The sequence below is a fragment of the Amedibacillus sp. YH-ame6 genome (assembly GCF_053848845.1).
The window spans coordinates 22,147-38,149 of record NZ_JBSPEZ010000007.1 but is presented as its reverse complement, the minus strand read 5'-3'; the positions used below and the strand labels follow the sequence as shown (position 1 = coordinate 38,149).

Sequence of the window (16,003 nt, the reverse complement as noted above, 5' to 3'; positions counted from 1 at the left end):
AAAGGAATGTACATATGATAGATATCCTAATGGTGGAAGATAATAAAGAATTAAAAGATGTATTGGAACGATTTCTTCTCCATGAAGGATATCGCATCCAATGTGTAGAATGTGGAAGTCGTGCACTTGAGGTGTTATCGAAAGAGGAAGTACGACTTCTTTTGGTCGATATTATGTTGCCAGATATGGATGGGTTTCATATATGTGAGGAAGTTCGAAAGTGTAAAAATATTCCGATTATTATCATGAGTGCGAGAATACAAACGAGTGATAAGTTACTAGGGTATGATTTGGGTGCGGATGATTATATAGAAAAACCTTTTCCAATTCCATTGTTGATTGCGAAGATTAAAACCTTACTACGTAGAAGTTATGAGATGAAAGAAGAAGTATCTCTGTTACAAGATAAGAATCTTTGTGTCGATGTTAAAAAGCGTAGGGTACAACTTGATGGAAAAGAAATAGCTTTATCTGTGAAGGAATATGAATTGTTGGTGTTGTTGATGAAACAGAAAAAGACAACGTTAAATAAACAATATTTATTTCAGGAAGTGTGGGGAAGTTATTCGGAAAGTGAACTATCTACACTTACCGTGCATATCAATACTCTTCGTGAAAAGATCGAAGAAGATGCGAAGCATCCTCAAAGGTTAAAGACCATATGGGGAGTGGGATATCGTTATGAAGGCTTGGGATAAAAGTTACTATGGGGCGTTAGGATTTTTAATTCTTTTGGTTATTGTTGTGAATGTTTTTTTGTTTCAAAGCAGAGAAGAAAATATACCCAATGAGAAGATTGTTGAAATTAATAGGGTGTATAAGAAACTACAAAATGGAGAAGATGTTTCAAAGCAACTAGGAGAGCGATTAGAGTTAAAAATTGTTCATGAGGATCGTTTGAATCTAGAGAAGTATATGGAATCTTTAAATAAACGTATCATTGTACTTCCAGGGAAAGGAAACGAATTTTATTTCTTTACGTATTCCATCGATCGTATACCGTCTTATATCGTATGGGGAATTAATCTGTTCTTTTTCTTAGCGATCGTAATCTTTATGTGGATGCATCGTTTTGTTGCGAAACAAGTAATACAACCATTTTATAAAATGAAAGATATGGCAGAGGCAATAAGTAGAAGAGATTTTGATTATCCACTCCCACAACAAAAATATAAGTTTTTTGGTAAGTTTGTTTGGGCAATCGATATGATGCGAGATGAATTACGGTATCATGAACAAAAAGAATTGGATTTGATGAAGGAAAAGAAAGTGATGATTTCCTCTTTGTCTCATGATATTAAAACTCCTTTATCTAATATACGTTTATATAATGCAGCACGAAAAGATGCGCTATATCCTGTGGATACAATTATGGAAAGAGTGGATGAAAACTGTGATAAGATTGATGCTTATGTAAAAGATATTATCAATACAAGCAATGAAGATCTTTTTGATTTTAGTATTCATAAACAAGAAACCTATTTGCATGAGATTTTACCGATTTTAAAGCGAGAAGAAGAGCGCATTACACTTTCTTTTGTGGAATATGAACAACAAGGGTTTCATGAGGATTGTTTCATCTATGCGGATATCAATCGATTAAAAGAGGTCATGGATAACATTATGGATAATGCGTTGAAATATGGTGATGGGAAATGGATTCATGTGTCGTTTTATGAAGAAGACCATCATATCATTGTAAAGATTACGAATTCAGGTGTTGGAATACAGGAACAAGATCAAAGTTCTCTTTTCCAAAGTTTCTATCGAGGGAATAATGTAGGGAAACAAAAAGGAAATGGGTTGGGATTGTACATATGTAAGCAGTTGATGGTTAAAATGGGTGGAGGTATTTTCATGAGCCAAGAAGAGGGAAGTGTTAGTTTTCATTTGGTGCTAGAAAAGTTATAGTTATTACAAAATTGAAAGAAGCGTGAGGAGCGCTTTTTTTTCAAACTCTTGTACGTTATAATACTTATAGAAACTGAGGTAAGATTATGTATAAAATTATGATCGTAGAAGATGATGAACCCATCGCAAAAGAACTAAGTGTATTTTTGACACATCAAGGATATACATGTTGTATTTGGGATTTACAAGAGGATATTACAACGTTCATTTTAAAAGAAGAACCTCATGTGATTTTATTGGATATTAACCTTCCTAAACAGGATGGGTTTGTATTGTGTACGCAAATTCGAACATTTTCCGATATACCGATTATCTTTGTGACAAGTCGTAATTCGGATATGGATGAGTTGTGTAGTATGCGTATGGGGGGAGATGATTTCATTACGAAACCTTATAATTCTAGTGTCTTACTAGCTCATATTGAAGCGATTATAAAACGATCTTACAAAGGGAATGAGAAACAGTTGGTTCATCGTGATGTCACTTTAAATTTGGCATTGAGCCGTCTAGAAGCAAATGGTAAATTTGAAGAACTTACAAAGAACGAAATAAAGATTATGTATTACCTTTTTCAACATAAAGGAGAGATTGTTTCTAGAGAAGATTTAATTGATTACTTATGGGATAATAAACTATTTATTGATGATAACGCATTGAGTGTTAATGTGACACGTATTCGCAATAAATTTCGAGAACTCGGGTATGATGAATTTATTATAACGAAGCATCGTCAAGGGTATGTGATATGAAATTAAGTGAATATTTAGAAGATCAAGCTAGTTTTTTAATTACTATGTTTCTAGTATTGATTGTACAATCATTGGTATTATATTTCCTAGGTAATAATTTATCTATGATTATTGTATTGAATGGTATGTGGGGAATCTTTTTTATAACGTATTTAAATATGCAATTTCGAAAGAAGCATAAACAACATAGGTTGATACGATATTTAGAAGAAACGTTGGATCAAAAATATTTGTTACATGAAGTTTTGCCACAAGATATGAATCATGAAGAACAATTTTATAAGCATCTATTGTATGTGGGCAATAAGTCTATGTTAGAACATGTGTCTTCTATACGAAGAGAAAGAAAAGAGTATCAAGAATTTATTGAACAATGGGTACATGAAGTAAAGACGCCGATTGCGGCAATGAAATTATGGAGCGAAAATCAACAGGTAGAGAGAAAACGTGACCTGATGCAACAAATAGAGAGAACAGAACACTATGTCGAACAGGCGTTGTATTATGCAAGAAGTGAAAATGTAGAAAAAGATTTCCATATTCATGCTTTTGATTTGATGAAGTGTATTCAAGAAAGCTTATTGAAGAATAAGTATTTATGTATGTGTTCACAAGTGCGTATTGAAATGCCTTCAGGAGAGTATTGCGTATATACAGATGAGAAATGGGTTATTTTTATTTTGAATCAATTGATTGAGAATGCAGTGAAATATCGTAGGAGTGAAGATGCCTTTATTCGTATTGAGATTCAAAAAATAAATGAACATACGTATTTGCGAGTGATTGATAATGGAAAAGGAATACAGGCTCAGGATTTGCCAAGGGTGTTTGAAAAAGGTTTTACAGGAGAAAATGGAAGAGTAAGCAATAAGCATTCCACTGGAATTGGTTTGTACTTATGCAAGCGTCTATGTGATGCGTTATCCATAGGGATTGAAATACAATCTGTTGAAGGAGAGTATACAGAAGTGATTCTTTGTTTTTCATAAAGTTCTTACAATACTGTAACTCCAGAGAAAAGAAACAACATACAAAGTGAGCGTAAAACTTTCTATAATGAGGGTATAGCGAGGAGAATGAATATGACAATTTTAAATGTATCCCATGTGGAAAAGTATTATGGCAATTCAGGAAATTTAACAAAGGCGTTAGATGATATAAGTTTTACTATGGATGAACATGAATTTACTGTGATCATGGGAGCGAGTGGAAGTGGAAAAAGTACATTGTTGAATGTGATTTCCACAATGGATATGGTAAGTGCTGGCTCTATTACCATAGGTGATATGGAACTATCAAAGATGAATGAAAATCAAATGGCAGATTTTCGTAAGAAAGAATTGGGGTTTATCTTTCAAGATTTTAATTTATTGGATACTTTGAGCTTACATGAAAATATCGCAATGCCCTTGGTACTATGTAAAGAGAACCCAAAGGTGATTGATGAAAAAGTTGTACAATATGCGAATATATTAGGGATTGAAGACCTGCTTGATCGTTATCCATATGAAGTGAGCGGAGGACAACGCCAACGTTGTGCATGTGCAAGGGCAATCATTCATCACCCAAGTATTGTTATGGCAGATGAACCAACGGGTGCTTTGGATTCGCATTCTTCCTATCTTTTGATGGAACGATTTTTAAAAATGAATCAAGAAGAACAGGCAACCATTCTTATGGTAACACATGATGCGTTCGCAGCTTCTTATGCTAAACGAATTCTATTCTTAAAGGATGGAAAGATATACAATGAGATTTATCGTGGCAATCAAACGAGAAAAGAATTCTTTCAAAGTATTTTAGATGTCATGACGTTGCTAGGTGGAGATGTTCATGATGTACGCTAAATTGATTGTTCGTAATTTAAAGAGAAGTACCAAAGAATACATGTTGTACTTCATGACACTTACCATTTGTGTTACTTTAATGTATGCATTCAATGGGCTTGCATTTTCTAATCAGGTAAGTCAATTGGCAAAAACGATGGATGCGATGGCTGGAGGAATCGTTGTTTCTAGTGTGATTATTGTATTCGTTATGGGATGGCTTGTCTACTATATCTCGAACTTTATCTTACAGAAACGAAGTCATGAATTTGGTATGTATATGTTGATGGGAATGACACGCAAACAAATTACGAATATGTTCCTGTTGGAACAAGTTTGTATGGGGTTGATTGCCTTTGTGGTGGGGTGTGTACTCGGTGTTGTTGTATATCAAGTACTGATTGCAATACTTATGAATTTATTCCATTCCATTTATTCTTTTCAAATTGATTTCAATTGGCAAAGTGCACTATTAACATTCTTTTATTTCTTTATGATTTATCTAGTTGAATTGATACGAGATCGTAATTTTTTAAAGAAAAGAAATATTACGACGCTACTTTATAGTAATCGTATAAATGAAGTAGCTAAAAAAAGCGGGAAGCTTTCTGTTTTGTGTTTTATCTTTGGAATCATGGCGTATTTTGTTGGACTTCGATGTTTGCATTTGGGATTTCAAAATGAAATCGATGCAGGAGTAAGTTTATTCGGTGGTGTGGGTTCTATTTGTTTCTCAATCTTTCTTATATATTTTGGATTGTCCTATGTTATTACACAATGTATTCAACGCAAGAAAAATATCAAATACAAAGGAAATGCTTTATATTTGAGTGCGCAAATTTGTACACGATTGAGAACCAGTAGAATGGTGCTAGCTTTGTTATCTGTATTGACACTTTCAACCTTTTTACTTGTGAGTATGGGGATGAAGTTCAATGCATCCATTGATGATTCTTTAAACTTAAGACCTTTTGATATAAGTGCTTCTACCTACAGTGGGGAAGATGAGATAAATCCAACTTCGATTCTAGAATATTTGAAAGAACACGATATAGCATATCAAGCACATACGTATCATACGTATGAACTAGATATTATTCATAAGGATATCGTAAAGGGAATTGCATGGGAAGAACGTTACAAAAATGCACAAGATTACCACTATATATCGTATACGGACTATGTCACATTGGCAAAGATGTTAAATGAAAAGGTACATCCTATGAAGGAGGGGGAATACCTTATCTTATCGACGGGGCAGTTTGAAGATATCTTGCGAATAAATAGTAAGGGATATACGTTTCTTGGTCTACAATGCGCGGGTGTTGTAAATCAAAATTTAGGATTAACCCTATATGATGCCTTTATATTTGTGGTTCCAGATATTGTACTAAAGGGTGTGGATACCTTAGATAAAGGGCAGTTTGTGGTAAAAACAGAAGAAGAATCCACACAAAAATGGGGAGAAGATATATTAAAACCTTTTTCAAAGGATAATAAAGGATATGTACAACTTGTGACTAGATATGAATGGGTTACACAATCTATTGGCTCTAGTTCTACGATTATGTTCTGTTTGATTTATTTAGCAATCATATTTGCTTGTGTAAGTGCGACAGTACTTTCTGTTCAACAGATGTCAGATGTATGGAAACAGCGAAGTTCTTATCATATGTTATGGAAGATGGGAGTTTGTAAACGAGAGATTTATAGCTTGTTGAGAAAACAAATTGCGTTGTATTTCTTTATGCCATTTATTCTTCCAGTACTTTATCTTTTCCCGATTATTAAGGTTTTGGATACCTTATTCTTAATGAGTTATTCGTATGGTTCCATGGTACCCTATGCATGCTTCTCTATCATGTTCTATTTGGGTATCTATTTGTGCTATTATTTCTTAGCGTATTTCAATAGTAAACAAAGTATTTGTATTTCATCAACTGGAATTAAAAAACAGTAGAATACCTTTTGTAAATAGTTTAGATTGTGCTATACTATAGAATATTATCGGAGGTATACTCATGTTTAATTTAAATACGTTATTACCTAATTTAATTTATATTCTTCCTGCGGTTATTATTGCGTTATCTTTGCATGAATTTGCACATGCATTTGTTTCCTATAAGTTAGGGGATGTATCGCAAAAGGAACGTGGAAGAATGTCTTTGAATCCATTGAAGCATTTAGATCCAATCGGTACCATTTCTTTGATATTCTTTGGATTTGGATGGGCGAAACCTGTACAAGTAGATCCATACTTTTATCGCAATAAAAAAGAGGGTATGATGTGGACAGCTTTGGCAGGACCATTGATGAACTTCATTGTAGCGTTTATATGTGTTATTTTATATTCCTTGTTGTTGAGGTTTGCGCCTGTATGGACAGTTACGTCAGTGATTGGTGATTATATCTTCCAGTTGTTGATTATTACAGCACGTATTAATATAGGGTTAGGAATCTTTAATCTTATTCCTATTCCACCACTTGATGGTTCTAAAATATTAACTGGAATCTTGAAAGAGGAAACATACTTCAAACTTATGCAATATGAGAATTACTTTATGATCGGGATTATCTTCTTGTTGGCAAGTGGCACATTGAATGTACCATTGATGCAGGCAAGAGAAACCATCTTTGAACTATTCAATAATATCGTGTTCCCATTGTTGGGACTGAGATAACATAAAAAAGACGAATCTTGTTCGTCTTTTTCTATATATTTAACACCTGCTTGTGTGTAATAGGATAAGAGAGATTTCAGGTGTAAATACCATTATTCTACTGTGACAGATTTTGCTAGATTTCTAGGTTGATCAATTTCACAGCCTCTTAAATTCGCTATGTGATAAGCTAATAACTGTAAAGGAATAACGGTTAAGATTCCTTGTAGTAGTTTGTCTACCTTTGGTACCGTAATCATAGTGTCATAATAATCATTTGCGACATGTAAATCATCACTGATCAACAACAATACATAAGCACCACGAGCTTTTACTTCTTTGATATTACTGATGGTTTTCTCATATAAGTCTTCATCTGTTGCAAGAGCGATGACTGGAGTACCTTCTTCAATAAGAGAAATGGTTCCATGTTTTAACTCTCCAGCAGGATATGCTTCTGAGTGAATATAGGAAATTTCTTTTAGCTTTAAAGATCCTTCCATGGATAGGGAATAATCCAATCCTCTTCCGATGAAGAATACATTGTTGTGATCTGCTATTTTCTTGGCAAGGATCGCATATTGTTCGTTATGAATTAAATTATCCATAATCGCAGGTAATTCTTGAATTTCTTTTGAAATTCTTTTTGCCTCTTCATCTTTGATGAAGCCTTGGGTATAAGCTAAGTTACAAGCAATCAAAGATAATACGGAGACTTGTGTACAATAAGCTTTGGTAGTAGCGACACAGATTTCTGGACCAGCCATTGTATAAATAACATGATCCGCAAGTCGTGCAATGGTAGAACCTACAACATTTACAATCGCGAGAGTATCCACTTGATTTTGTTTTGCAAGTTGTAATGCCGCGATGGTGTCTGCTGTTTCTCCTGATTGTGATATTACGATTACAAGAGTATGTTCTTTAAAGATAGGGTTTGCATAGCGATACTCACTCGCACAAACACAATCCACTTGAATTCTTGCCTTTGTTTCAATAAGACTTTTCGCAATCATACCTGCATACATTGCACTACCACAAGCTACAATATGAAGGCTTTCATAGTTTGACATATCTGGCATACTATCTAATAATTCACTGATATCTTCTTGCATTAAAGAATGGATAGTTTTCTTAACGACTTCACTTTCTTCGTGAATCTCTTTTAACATAAAGTGTTCAAATCCATCTTTTTGAATATCTTTGATATCAAGGTCACTTTCTAAGATTTCTTTTTGAATAAAGTCACCTTCCAAAGATTTGATAATAATACCTGCACTTGAACATTTTGCGATTTCTTCGTGTTCTAATAAAATATAACGATTGGTATATTTTAAGAACGCAGATATATCACTACCTAAAAAGGCTTTATCCGCATCAACTCCCAAAATTAGTGGGGAGTTTTTACGCATTGCGTAAATGGCATCTACCTCATCGTGGAAGATGATCGCAAAGGCAAAGGAACCACGGAAGGCATGATATGCCTTGGCAAGTGCTTTTTGTTTATCCTTTGTACTTTGGTAACAATAATCAATATATGCTGCCGCAATCTCACTGTCAGTTTGAGATTGGAAGGCATAACCAGCTTCTTCTAATATAGTGCTTAGTTCATGGTAATTTTCAATGATACCATTGTGTACGAGAGTTACACTTCCACTTTGGTGTGGGTGAGAATTGATTTCACTTGGTTCTCCATGTGTTGCCCAGCGGGTGTGCGCAATACCTAACATTCCACTCGGTATATTAGACTTCGCTAATTTTTCCTTTAAGAAACGTACGTTTCCTTTTTCTTTGATGATTTCTACCTGTTCATTATGAACAAGTGCTACTCCGGCTGAGTCGTATCCACGATACTCTAAGGACTGTAAGCCCTCGATTAAAACACTATTCGAGATTTTGCATAATCCCGCATAGCCAATGATTCCACACATAATTATTTCCTCCATTAGTTTATGTTTGCATACTAAAAAGTATATGTGGTGAGATAGTTTTTGTAGCCTATGATTGGTGGCCTTTGTCTATTCTCTATCGATTCACATGAACCGTAACAGTACCCGCCGAAACTTTCGATAACTGTTAACCTCGTCGACCCATCGGTCCTGGCGCTTATCATTACGTCCTAATTTCACTCCTTGGCTCGCAATAACTGTTTTTAGTATACTACGCTTTATCAATAATGCAAGAAAAAAATAATTACGAATTTCAAACGATTAAAAGTATATATGTTTAAATATATAAAAGTATATTTTTGTTGAAATTCATATATGAATGTTTTATAATGAAGTATATAAAGTGAGGTGTGCGTTATGTTGACCATAGGATATATTGGAAATGGGAAAAGTACAAACCGGTATCATTTACCATTCGTATTGCAGAGAAAACAACGTTTACATGTAAAAGCAATTTATGAACGAAATCCAGATCATCGAGCATGGGATACCATAGAAGGTGTCCATTACACAAGTGATTTGAACGAGCTTTTAGAAGATAAGGAGATTGATTTAATCGTTGTTTGTACGATGCAAAATTCACATTACGACTATGCAAAACTTGTACTTCAACATGATAAACATGTCCTTGTTGAAAAACCATTTATGATGACTCTTTCGCAAGCTCAAGAGATTTTTGCGCTTGCGAAAGAAAAAGGAAAGATTGCGGAGTGTTATCAAAATAGACGCTATGATAGTGATTTCTTAACAACACAAAGTGTTATAGAATCAGGTAAACTAGGAGAGCTTTATGAGATGGAGATGCATTTCGATTATTATCGTCCACAGGCAGTTTACAATTCTACCTATTCACGATATGAAGGCTTTCTATATGGACACGCTTGTCATACCCTGGATCAAGTGATTTCTTATTTTGGGATACCAGATAATGTAGATTATCAAGTGAAGTGTTTATGTGGAAAAGGTAAAATGAACGATTACTTTGATTTGGATTTGTTTTATGGAGAAAGTTTGAAGATTTCTGTGAAATCTAGCTTTTTTAGGGTGAAGAGTAGACCAAGTTTTGTGGCCTATGGAAAAAAGGGGATGTTTGTGAAAGAAACAAAGGACTTGCAAGAAACGGATTTGAAGAAATTCTATTTGCCTGATCATGAAGACTTTGGTATTGATTCCTTCCATGAATATGGAGTACTCACATATGCAGATGAACATGAACAACTACACGAAGAAAAAATAGCAAGTGTACGTGGAGACTATGGTAGAGTGTACGATGCCTTGTATGATGCAATCGTACTTGGAAAAGAACGTGTTGTAAAAGAAGAACAAACACTAGCTGTTATGGAAATACTCGAAAAAGGAAGTGCACTTTGTGAGGAACGATATGCAGAAGGGAATACAATCCTATGATCCCAAAATATATGGAAGTCTACAGTGCTATCAAAGAGAAGATTGTAGAACAGGAATATGCGATTAACACCATGTTGCCTACAGGAGAAGAACTCGCAAGTGTATATAATTGTAGTGTGTTAACGGTAAAAAAAGCATTGGATAAATTGGTAAGCGAAGGTTATATTGTTCGAAAACGTGGATTAGGTACCTTGGTAAAGCGTAGTGAAGGTAATAAGGCAGATATTTCTTCCTTGAAAAATATTCATACTGCAAAACGTGAGATTGTGCGTGATATGAAATCCATTGTATTGAAATTCGAGATTGAGAAGTGTAGTGAAGAACTTGCGGAACAGTTAAATATTGAACCAGGGGATTTTATCTATAACATAGAGCGTGTACGACTCATTGAAGATGAACCACGTATTTTAGAATATACTTGGATGCCGATCAATGTCATCAAAGGTTTACAGGCGAAACATGTACAAGAATCTATTTATTATTACATTACTAAAGAATTACATTTAACTATTCAAAGTGCTCATGTCGCAGTACATGCAGTGCGTCCTAACGAAATAGAAAAACAGTACTTTCATATGGATGATAACGATTTTGTGGCAGAAGTGATTCAGACTGCATATTTGGATAGTTCAGAGATATTTGAGTATTCTATTGCTAGAAGCATACCGAAGTATTTTGAGTTTGAAACTACCATTATTCAAGAACTATACTAGAAAGGGAGTGGCGTCATGTATATCAAAAATGGGAAAGGATTTCCAAAGGATTTTTTATGGGGAAGTGCCTCAGCAGCTTATCAGATCGAAGGAGGCTATCGCAGTGGAGGAAAGGGTGTATCCAATTGGGACCAATTCGTACGCATTCCTGGTAAAACATTCAAAGCAACAACCGGAGATATCGCAGTAGATTTCTACCATCGTTATAAAGAAGATATTCAACTAATGGCAGAAATGGGTTTGAAAACATATCGTTTTTCCATTGCATGGACAAGAATTTATCCAGATGGCAATGGCAAAGTGAATGAAGAAGGATTACGGTTTTATGATGATGTAATTAACGAATGTTTGCGATATAACATTGAACCGATGGTAACGATGTATCATTGGGACATGCCACAGGCATTAGAAGATAATTATGGTGGTTGGGAGAATGATCGTATTATTGGTGATTTTGTGAACTATGCAAAGACGATCATACGTCGTTATGGTGATCGTGTAAAATACTGGATTACCATGAATGAACAAAATATCTTTACAGGATTAGGTTGGTTGAAGGGTGTTCATCCGCCTGGAAAAGTGGATGATATGAAGACTTTCTATCAGGTCAATCATCATGCATTTGTAGCACACGCAAAAACAGTCGTTGCGTTAAAGGAGATGTATCCAAGCGCAATGGTAGGCGCTAGTTTTGCGTATTCTCCATGTTATGCGAAAGACTGCCGTCCTGAAAATGCATTAGCTAAAGAAGATTATGATGATTTACAAAATTATTGGTGGATGGATGCATATGCACTAGGACATTATCCAAAAGCAGCATGGACGTATTTGAGTGAGTTGAATGTTGCGCCAGAAGTTACCAATACAGAAATGCAGTTTATGAGACAAGCCGCAAAATTATTAGATTTTATGGGTGTAAACTATTATCAAACAATTGTGGCAGAATATAATCCAATTGATGGAATTGCGTCCAGTGGAAGTTTTAATACTACAGGCAAAAAAGGTACGAGTGAAATACCAGGTGTTCCTGGTTTATATAAGAACCCAGGAAATGAATATTTGCCAACAACAGATTGGGATTGGACAATCGATCCAATGGGAATTCGTATGTGCTGTAGAATGATTACTTCTCGTTATGGGCTTCCAATTGTTATTTCTGAAAATGGGTTAGGGGCATTCGATAAATTAGAAGAAGATAAAACGATACATGATCCTTATCGTATTGTTTATTTGAGAGAACATATAAAAGAATTAAAGAAAGCAATTCAAGAAGGTTGTGAAATCTTAGCATATTGTACATGGTCATGTACGGACTTGTTAAGTTGGTTGAATGGGTATCAAAAAAGATATGGCTTCATTTATGTGGACCGTGAAGAAGAGGAACATTCAGGAACGTTACAACGATATAAAAAAGATTCTTTTTATTGGTATCAAAAGGTAATTAAGAGTAATGGAGAGGATTTAGAAGAGTAAGCACGTGAGTGCTTTTCTTTTTGTTTCTTGTTTATAATCGAAAAATAAAAGGTGTTCACAAGTGATAAACAATGTGATTATGTAATAAAATGGAAAAATTCATGAAAATTTGTGAAAATAATAAAGAAAGGACTTGTAAAAAAGGAGAGTTTTTCATATAATAAGTATATCAATTTGAAGGATAGAAGATTGAAAAGGAGAGAGAGACATGGGAAACTTTAAGAAAATTGTAGCAATGGCTGCAGTATCATGTATGGCACTTACAACACTTGCCGGCTGTGGTGGAGACTCAGGTTCAGGAGGATCAACTGGAGGTAGTGAAGTTAAAATCGGTTTAAACTTTGAATTATCAGGAGGAACTGCAAACTATGGTACACCTGAATTCAAAGGGGCTAAGCTTGCGATTAAACAAGCAAATGAAAACAAAGACAACAAATTAAAATATTCATATGTTGAAGGAGATAACAAATCTCAATCTGATGAATCAACAAATGTTGCGACAAAACTAATTACATCAGATGGTGTAAATGGTATTGTTGGTCCAGCAACTTCTGGAAACTCAGCAGCAACTTATCAGATTGCAAACGATAGCAAAGTCTTAATCGTTTCACCAAGTGCAACTGCGGAAAACGTAACATTATCAAATGTAAAAGACAAAACAGTTTACGATTATATTTTCCGTGTATGTTTCGAAGATTCTTATCAAGGAGCTGCAATGGCTGCATATTCTGCGGATACATTAGGAAAGAAAAAAGTAGCGGTATTATCAGACTCTAGTTCTGATTATGCAAAAGGATTGTCTGCTGCATTCCAGAAGAAATTCAAGGAAAAAGGTGGAACAATCGTTACTGAATTAAACTATGTTGAAAAAGATACAGACTTTAAAGTACAGTTAACAAAAATCAAGGATATGGATTTTGATTTAATTTATATTCCTGGTTACTATAACGAAGTTGGTTTGATCATCAAACAAGCAAAAGAATTAGGTATTAACACACCAATCGTTGGTGGAGATGGATTTGATTCAACAGACCTTGTAAAACTTGCAGGTGCTGAAAACTTGAACGATGTATACTTTACAACTGCATATACAACAGTAGGTGCAAGTGAAGCATTGACAAAATTCATTGAAGATTACAAAAAAGAATATAACGAAGAACCTAGTATGTTCTCAGCTTTAGCATATGATGCGACAAATGTAATGATTCAAGCATTTGAAAAGGCTGGTTCTGCAGATAACGAAAAAGCTCAAAAAGAAATGGCGAAACTTGATTTCAGTGGAGTTACAGGAAGCTTTACATTCGATGAAACACATACACCTAAAAAAGCTGCATTAGTAGTTAAGGTTGAAAATGGTGTTCAAAAAGAAGCTATTGAAGTAGATCCAAACAAATAATTTTAGAGAACAATTTATGAACCATCAAATAGGGGAAAGACACTTTCTCCTATTTTAAAGTATAGGGAGTGATGTTATGACACAATTTTTACAACAAATGATCAATGGTCTATCAATCGGTAGTATCTACGCTTTGATAGCGCTTGGTTATACGATGGTATATGGTATCATCAAACTTATCAACTTCGCACATGGAGATATTTATATGCTTGGGGCATATATTGGCTTTATTGCCATATCACAATTTCATTTGAATATCTTTGTGGCATTGGCTCTTTCCATGATCCTATGTGCAATATTGGGCGTGTTAATTGAGCGTATTGCGTATAAACCGCTTCGTAATGCGACTCGCATTGCGGCTTTAATTACGGCCATTGGTGTTAGTTACTTTATTGAGTATTCTACACAAAAAATCATGGGTCCTGGAGTAAAAACTTATCCTTCAACCATCGGAAATGAAACATTCAATTTCTTTGGTTTACAATTACAAGCACAACAGATTTATATTTTTGTGATCGCGATCGCTCTTATGTTGGTGTTGACCTTCATTGTAAAGAAAACAAAAGTAGGACGTTCTATGCGTGCAGTATCTGTTGATGCGAATGCGGCAAAATTGATGGGAATCAATGTAGACGCAACAATATCTTACACATTTGCGATTGGATCAGCACTAGCTGGAGCTGGTGGTGTATTGGTCGGGATGTATTATAATACTATCAATCCTTTAATGGGAATGGTACCAGGTATCAAAGCGTTTGTCGCGGCGGTATTTGGTGGTATTGGAATCATACCTGGGGCAATGTTTGGTGGATTCTTTATTGGTATTGTAGAAGCACTTGTTACGGCCTATGGAAGTTCTTTATATAAAGATGCAGTTGTGTATGCAATCCTCATCTTAATTCTTATCATTAAACCAGCAGGTTTATTAGGTAAGAATGTGAAAGAGAAGGTATAGTCATATGAAAAATATATTTAGTAAATTAAATTTGTGCTGGATTATTTCAACGACTGTTATCCTTACTGCACTTACACTTGCGATGCAATCTGGAGCGATTGGATTGTATTATCAAAGTACGTTATATACCATTGGGATCAATATTATTCTAGCGGTATCACTAAACTTAATCATTGGAGTTACTGGGCAATTTTCTTTAGGTCATGCAGGATTTATGTGTATTGGTGCTTATGCGGCAGCGATTGTGACCAAAGCAAATCCAACCATTGCGGGATTTTTAATCGGTGTTTTGATTGGAGGAGTCATCAGTGCTATCGTTGCGTTGATCGTCGCAATTCCTACACTTCGATTAAAGGGTGATTACTTGGCAATCGCAACACTTGGATTTTCAGAAATCGTTCGTATTGTTGTATTGAATATGGAAGTTACCAATGGAGCTGCGGGGTTGTTTGGAATTCCAAAACTAACAACTTGGCCATTGTTGGTGATTTGTATCATCGTAGCTATGCTTGTGGTTCTAAACTTTTCTAGAAGTGCACCAGGACGTGCATGTATTTCTATTCGAGAAGATGAAATTGCTTCTGAAGCAATGGGTATCAACACAACAAAATATAAAACGATTGCGTTTGTAATCGGTGCGGTATTAGCAGCCCTTGCGGGAGCTTTATATGCATGTAACTTCTATGTTGTAAAACCAGACTTATTTACATGGGCAAGATCAGTAGATATTTTAATTCTTGTTGTATTTGGCGGTATGGGAAGTTATACAGGTTCTGTAGTAGCGGCAATTATGATTGGATTTATCAATATGTTCCTACAACAATTCTCAGATATTCGTATGATTATTTATGGAGCAGCATTGGTGTTGATTATGGTATTTCGTCCAAAGGGAATTTTTGGAACAAAAGAATTTACGTTCTCAGCCCTTCTTGAGAAATTTCAGAAAAAGAAGGAGGCGAAATAG

At 35.0% G+C, this 16,003-nt stretch carries 14 protein-coding genes; 13 read left to right on the top strand and 1 reads right to left on the bottom strand.

Annotation, left to right across the window (positions count from 1 at the left end):
* Nucleotides 1-14 precede the first annotated feature (14 nt).
* From ACWG0P_RS06600 to ACWG0P_RS06570, 7 genes are all read left to right on the top strand, one after another.
* Complete coding sequence (locus tag ACWG0P_RS06600; RefSeq protein WP_455801040.1) at nt 15-698, top strand: response regulator transcription factor; 684 nt, start codon at nt 15-17, stop codon at nt 696-698.
* Nucleotides 682-1,911 (top strand): sensor histidine kinase, encoded by a 1,230-nt coding sequence (locus ACWG0P_RS06595; RefSeq protein ID WP_455801039.1) that lies wholly within the window; start codon nt 682-684, stop codon nt 1,909-1,911. The genes ACWG0P_RS06600 and ACWG0P_RS06595 overlap by 17 nt, the downstream gene beginning before the upstream one ends.
* An 86-nt stretch (nt 1,912-1,997) precedes the next feature.
* Nucleotides 1,998-2,660, top strand: a complete 663-nt coding sequence (locus tag ACWG0P_RS06590) for a response regulator transcription factor (RefSeq protein ID WP_455801038.1) — start codon at nt 1,998-2,000, stop codon at nt 2,658-2,660.
* Entirely contained in the window at nt 2,657-3,649 is a 993-nt protein-coding gene (locus tag ACWG0P_RS06585) for a sensor histidine kinase (RefSeq protein ID WP_455801037.1), read from the top strand. The genes ACWG0P_RS06590 and ACWG0P_RS06585 overlap by 4 nt, the downstream gene beginning before the upstream one ends.
* 93 nt (nt 3,650-3,742) lie before the next feature.
* Complete coding sequence (locus ACWG0P_RS06580; RefSeq protein ID WP_455801036.1) at nt 3,743-4,507, top strand: ABC transporter ATP-binding protein; 765 nt, start codon at nt 3,743-3,745, stop codon at nt 4,505-4,507.
* Nucleotides 4,494-6,446 (top strand): FtsX-like permease family protein, encoded by a 1,953-nt coding sequence (locus ACWG0P_RS06575; protein WP_455801035.1) that lies wholly within the window; start codon nt 4,494-4,496, stop codon nt 6,444-6,446. The genes ACWG0P_RS06580 and ACWG0P_RS06575 overlap by 14 nt, the downstream gene beginning before the upstream one ends.
* Before the next feature lie 61 nt (nt 6,447-6,507).
* A complete protein-coding gene (locus ACWG0P_RS06570; protein WP_455801034.1) occupies nt 6,508-7,167 on the top strand; it encodes a site-2 protease family protein in 660 nt (219 codons plus the stop codon).
* Between the two features lie 92 nt (nt 7,168-7,259).
* Here the strand turns inward: ACWG0P_RS06570 and glmS are convergent, their stop codons facing one another.
* Complete coding sequence (glmS, locus tag ACWG0P_RS06565) at nt 7,260-9,077, bottom strand: glutamine--fructose-6-phosphate transaminase (isomerizing) (RefSeq protein WP_455801033.1); 1,818 nt, start codon at nt 9,075-9,077, stop codon at nt 7,260-7,262.
* Nucleotides 9,078-9,452: 375 nt separating this feature from the next.
* On the opposite strand from glmS, the gene ACWG0P_RS06560 reads away from it, so the two are divergent.
* From ACWG0P_RS06560 to ACWG0P_RS06535, 6 genes are all read left to right on the top strand, one after another.
* Nucleotides 9,453-10,502: a Gfo/Idh/MocA family oxidoreductase gene (locus tag ACWG0P_RS06560; RefSeq protein WP_455801032.1), complete on the top strand. Its 1,050-nt coding sequence runs from the start codon at nt 9,453-9,455 to the stop codon at nt 10,500-10,502.
* An 11-nt stretch (nt 10,503-10,513) separates the two neighbouring features.
* Nucleotides 10,514-11,215 carry a GntR family transcriptional regulator gene (locus ACWG0P_RS06555; protein WP_455793026.1) on the top strand — a complete coding sequence of 234 codons (702 nt, stop codon included), beginning with the start codon at nt 10,514-10,516 and terminating at the stop codon, nt 11,213-11,215.
* 15 nt (nt 11,216-11,230) lie between these two features.
* A complete protein-coding gene (locus tag ACWG0P_RS06550) occupies nt 11,231-12,688 on the top strand; it encodes a glycoside hydrolase family 1 protein (protein WP_455801031.1) in 1,458 nt (485 codons plus the stop codon).
* Nucleotides 12,689-12,896: 208 nt separating this feature from the next.
* A complete protein-coding gene (locus tag ACWG0P_RS06545; RefSeq protein WP_455793028.1) occupies nt 12,897-14,084 on the top strand; it encodes an ABC transporter substrate-binding protein in 1,188 nt (395 codons plus the stop codon).
* 76 nt (nt 14,085-14,160) lie between these two features.
* Nucleotides 14,161-15,039: a branched-chain amino acid ABC transporter permease gene (locus ACWG0P_RS06540; RefSeq protein ID WP_455801030.1), complete on the top strand. Its 879-nt coding sequence runs from the start codon at nt 14,161-14,163 to the stop codon at nt 15,037-15,039.
* 4 nt (nt 15,040-15,043) lie between these two features.
* On the top strand, nt 15,044-16,003 hold the full coding sequence (locus tag ACWG0P_RS06535; protein WP_455793030.1) for a branched-chain amino acid ABC transporter permease: 960 nt from the start codon (nt 15,044-15,046) through the stop codon (nt 16,001-16,003).

Bases quoted from the DNA above. Each gene is read 5' to 3' on its own strand.
- ACWG0P_RS06600 (WP_455801040.1), top strand. From the start codon at position 15: ATGATAGATATCCTAATGGTGGAAGATAATAAAGAATTAAAAGATGTA.
- ACWG0P_RS06595 (WP_455801039.1), top strand. From the start codon at position 682: ATGAAGGCTTGGGATAAAAGTTACTATGGGGCGTTAGGATTTTTAATT.
- ACWG0P_RS06590 (WP_455801038.1), top strand. From the start codon at position 1,998: ATGTATAAAATTATGATCGTAGAAGATGATGAACCCATCGCAAAAGAA.
- ACWG0P_RS06585 (WP_455801037.1), top strand. From the start codon at position 2,657: ATGAAATTAAGTGAATATTTAGAAGATCAAGCTAGTTTTTTAATTACT.
- ACWG0P_RS06580 (WP_455801036.1), top strand. From the start codon at position 3,743: ATGACAATTTTAAATGTATCCCATGTGGAAAAGTATTATGGCAATTCA.
- ACWG0P_RS06575 (WP_455801035.1), top strand. From the start codon at position 4,494: ATGATGTACGCTAAATTGATTGTTCGTAATTTAAAGAGAAGTACCAAA.
- ACWG0P_RS06570 (WP_455801034.1), top strand. From the start codon at position 6,508: ATGTTTAATTTAAATACGTTATTACCTAATTTAATTTATATTCTTCCT.
- glmS (WP_455801033.1), bottom strand. From the start codon at position 9,077: ATGTGTGGAATCATTGGCTATGCGGGATTATGCAAAATCTCGAATAGT.
- ACWG0P_RS06560 (WP_455801032.1), top strand. From the start codon at position 9,453: ATGTTGACCATAGGATATATTGGAAATGGGAAAAGTACAAACCGGTAT.
- ACWG0P_RS06555 (WP_455793026.1), top strand. From the start codon at position 10,514: ATGGAAGTCTACAGTGCTATCAAAGAGAAGATTGTAGAACAGGAATAT.
- ACWG0P_RS06550 (WP_455801031.1), top strand. From the start codon at position 11,231: ATGTATATCAAAAATGGGAAAGGATTTCCAAAGGATTTTTTATGGGGA.
- ACWG0P_RS06545 (WP_455793028.1), top strand. From the start codon at position 12,897: ATGGGAAACTTTAAGAAAATTGTAGCAATGGCTGCAGTATCATGTATG.
- ACWG0P_RS06540 (WP_455801030.1), top strand. From the start codon at position 14,161: ATGACACAATTTTTACAACAAATGATCAATGGTCTATCAATCGGTAGT.
- ACWG0P_RS06535 (WP_455793030.1), top strand. From the start codon at position 15,044: ATGAAAAATATATTTAGTAAATTAAATTTGTGCTGGATTATTTCAACG.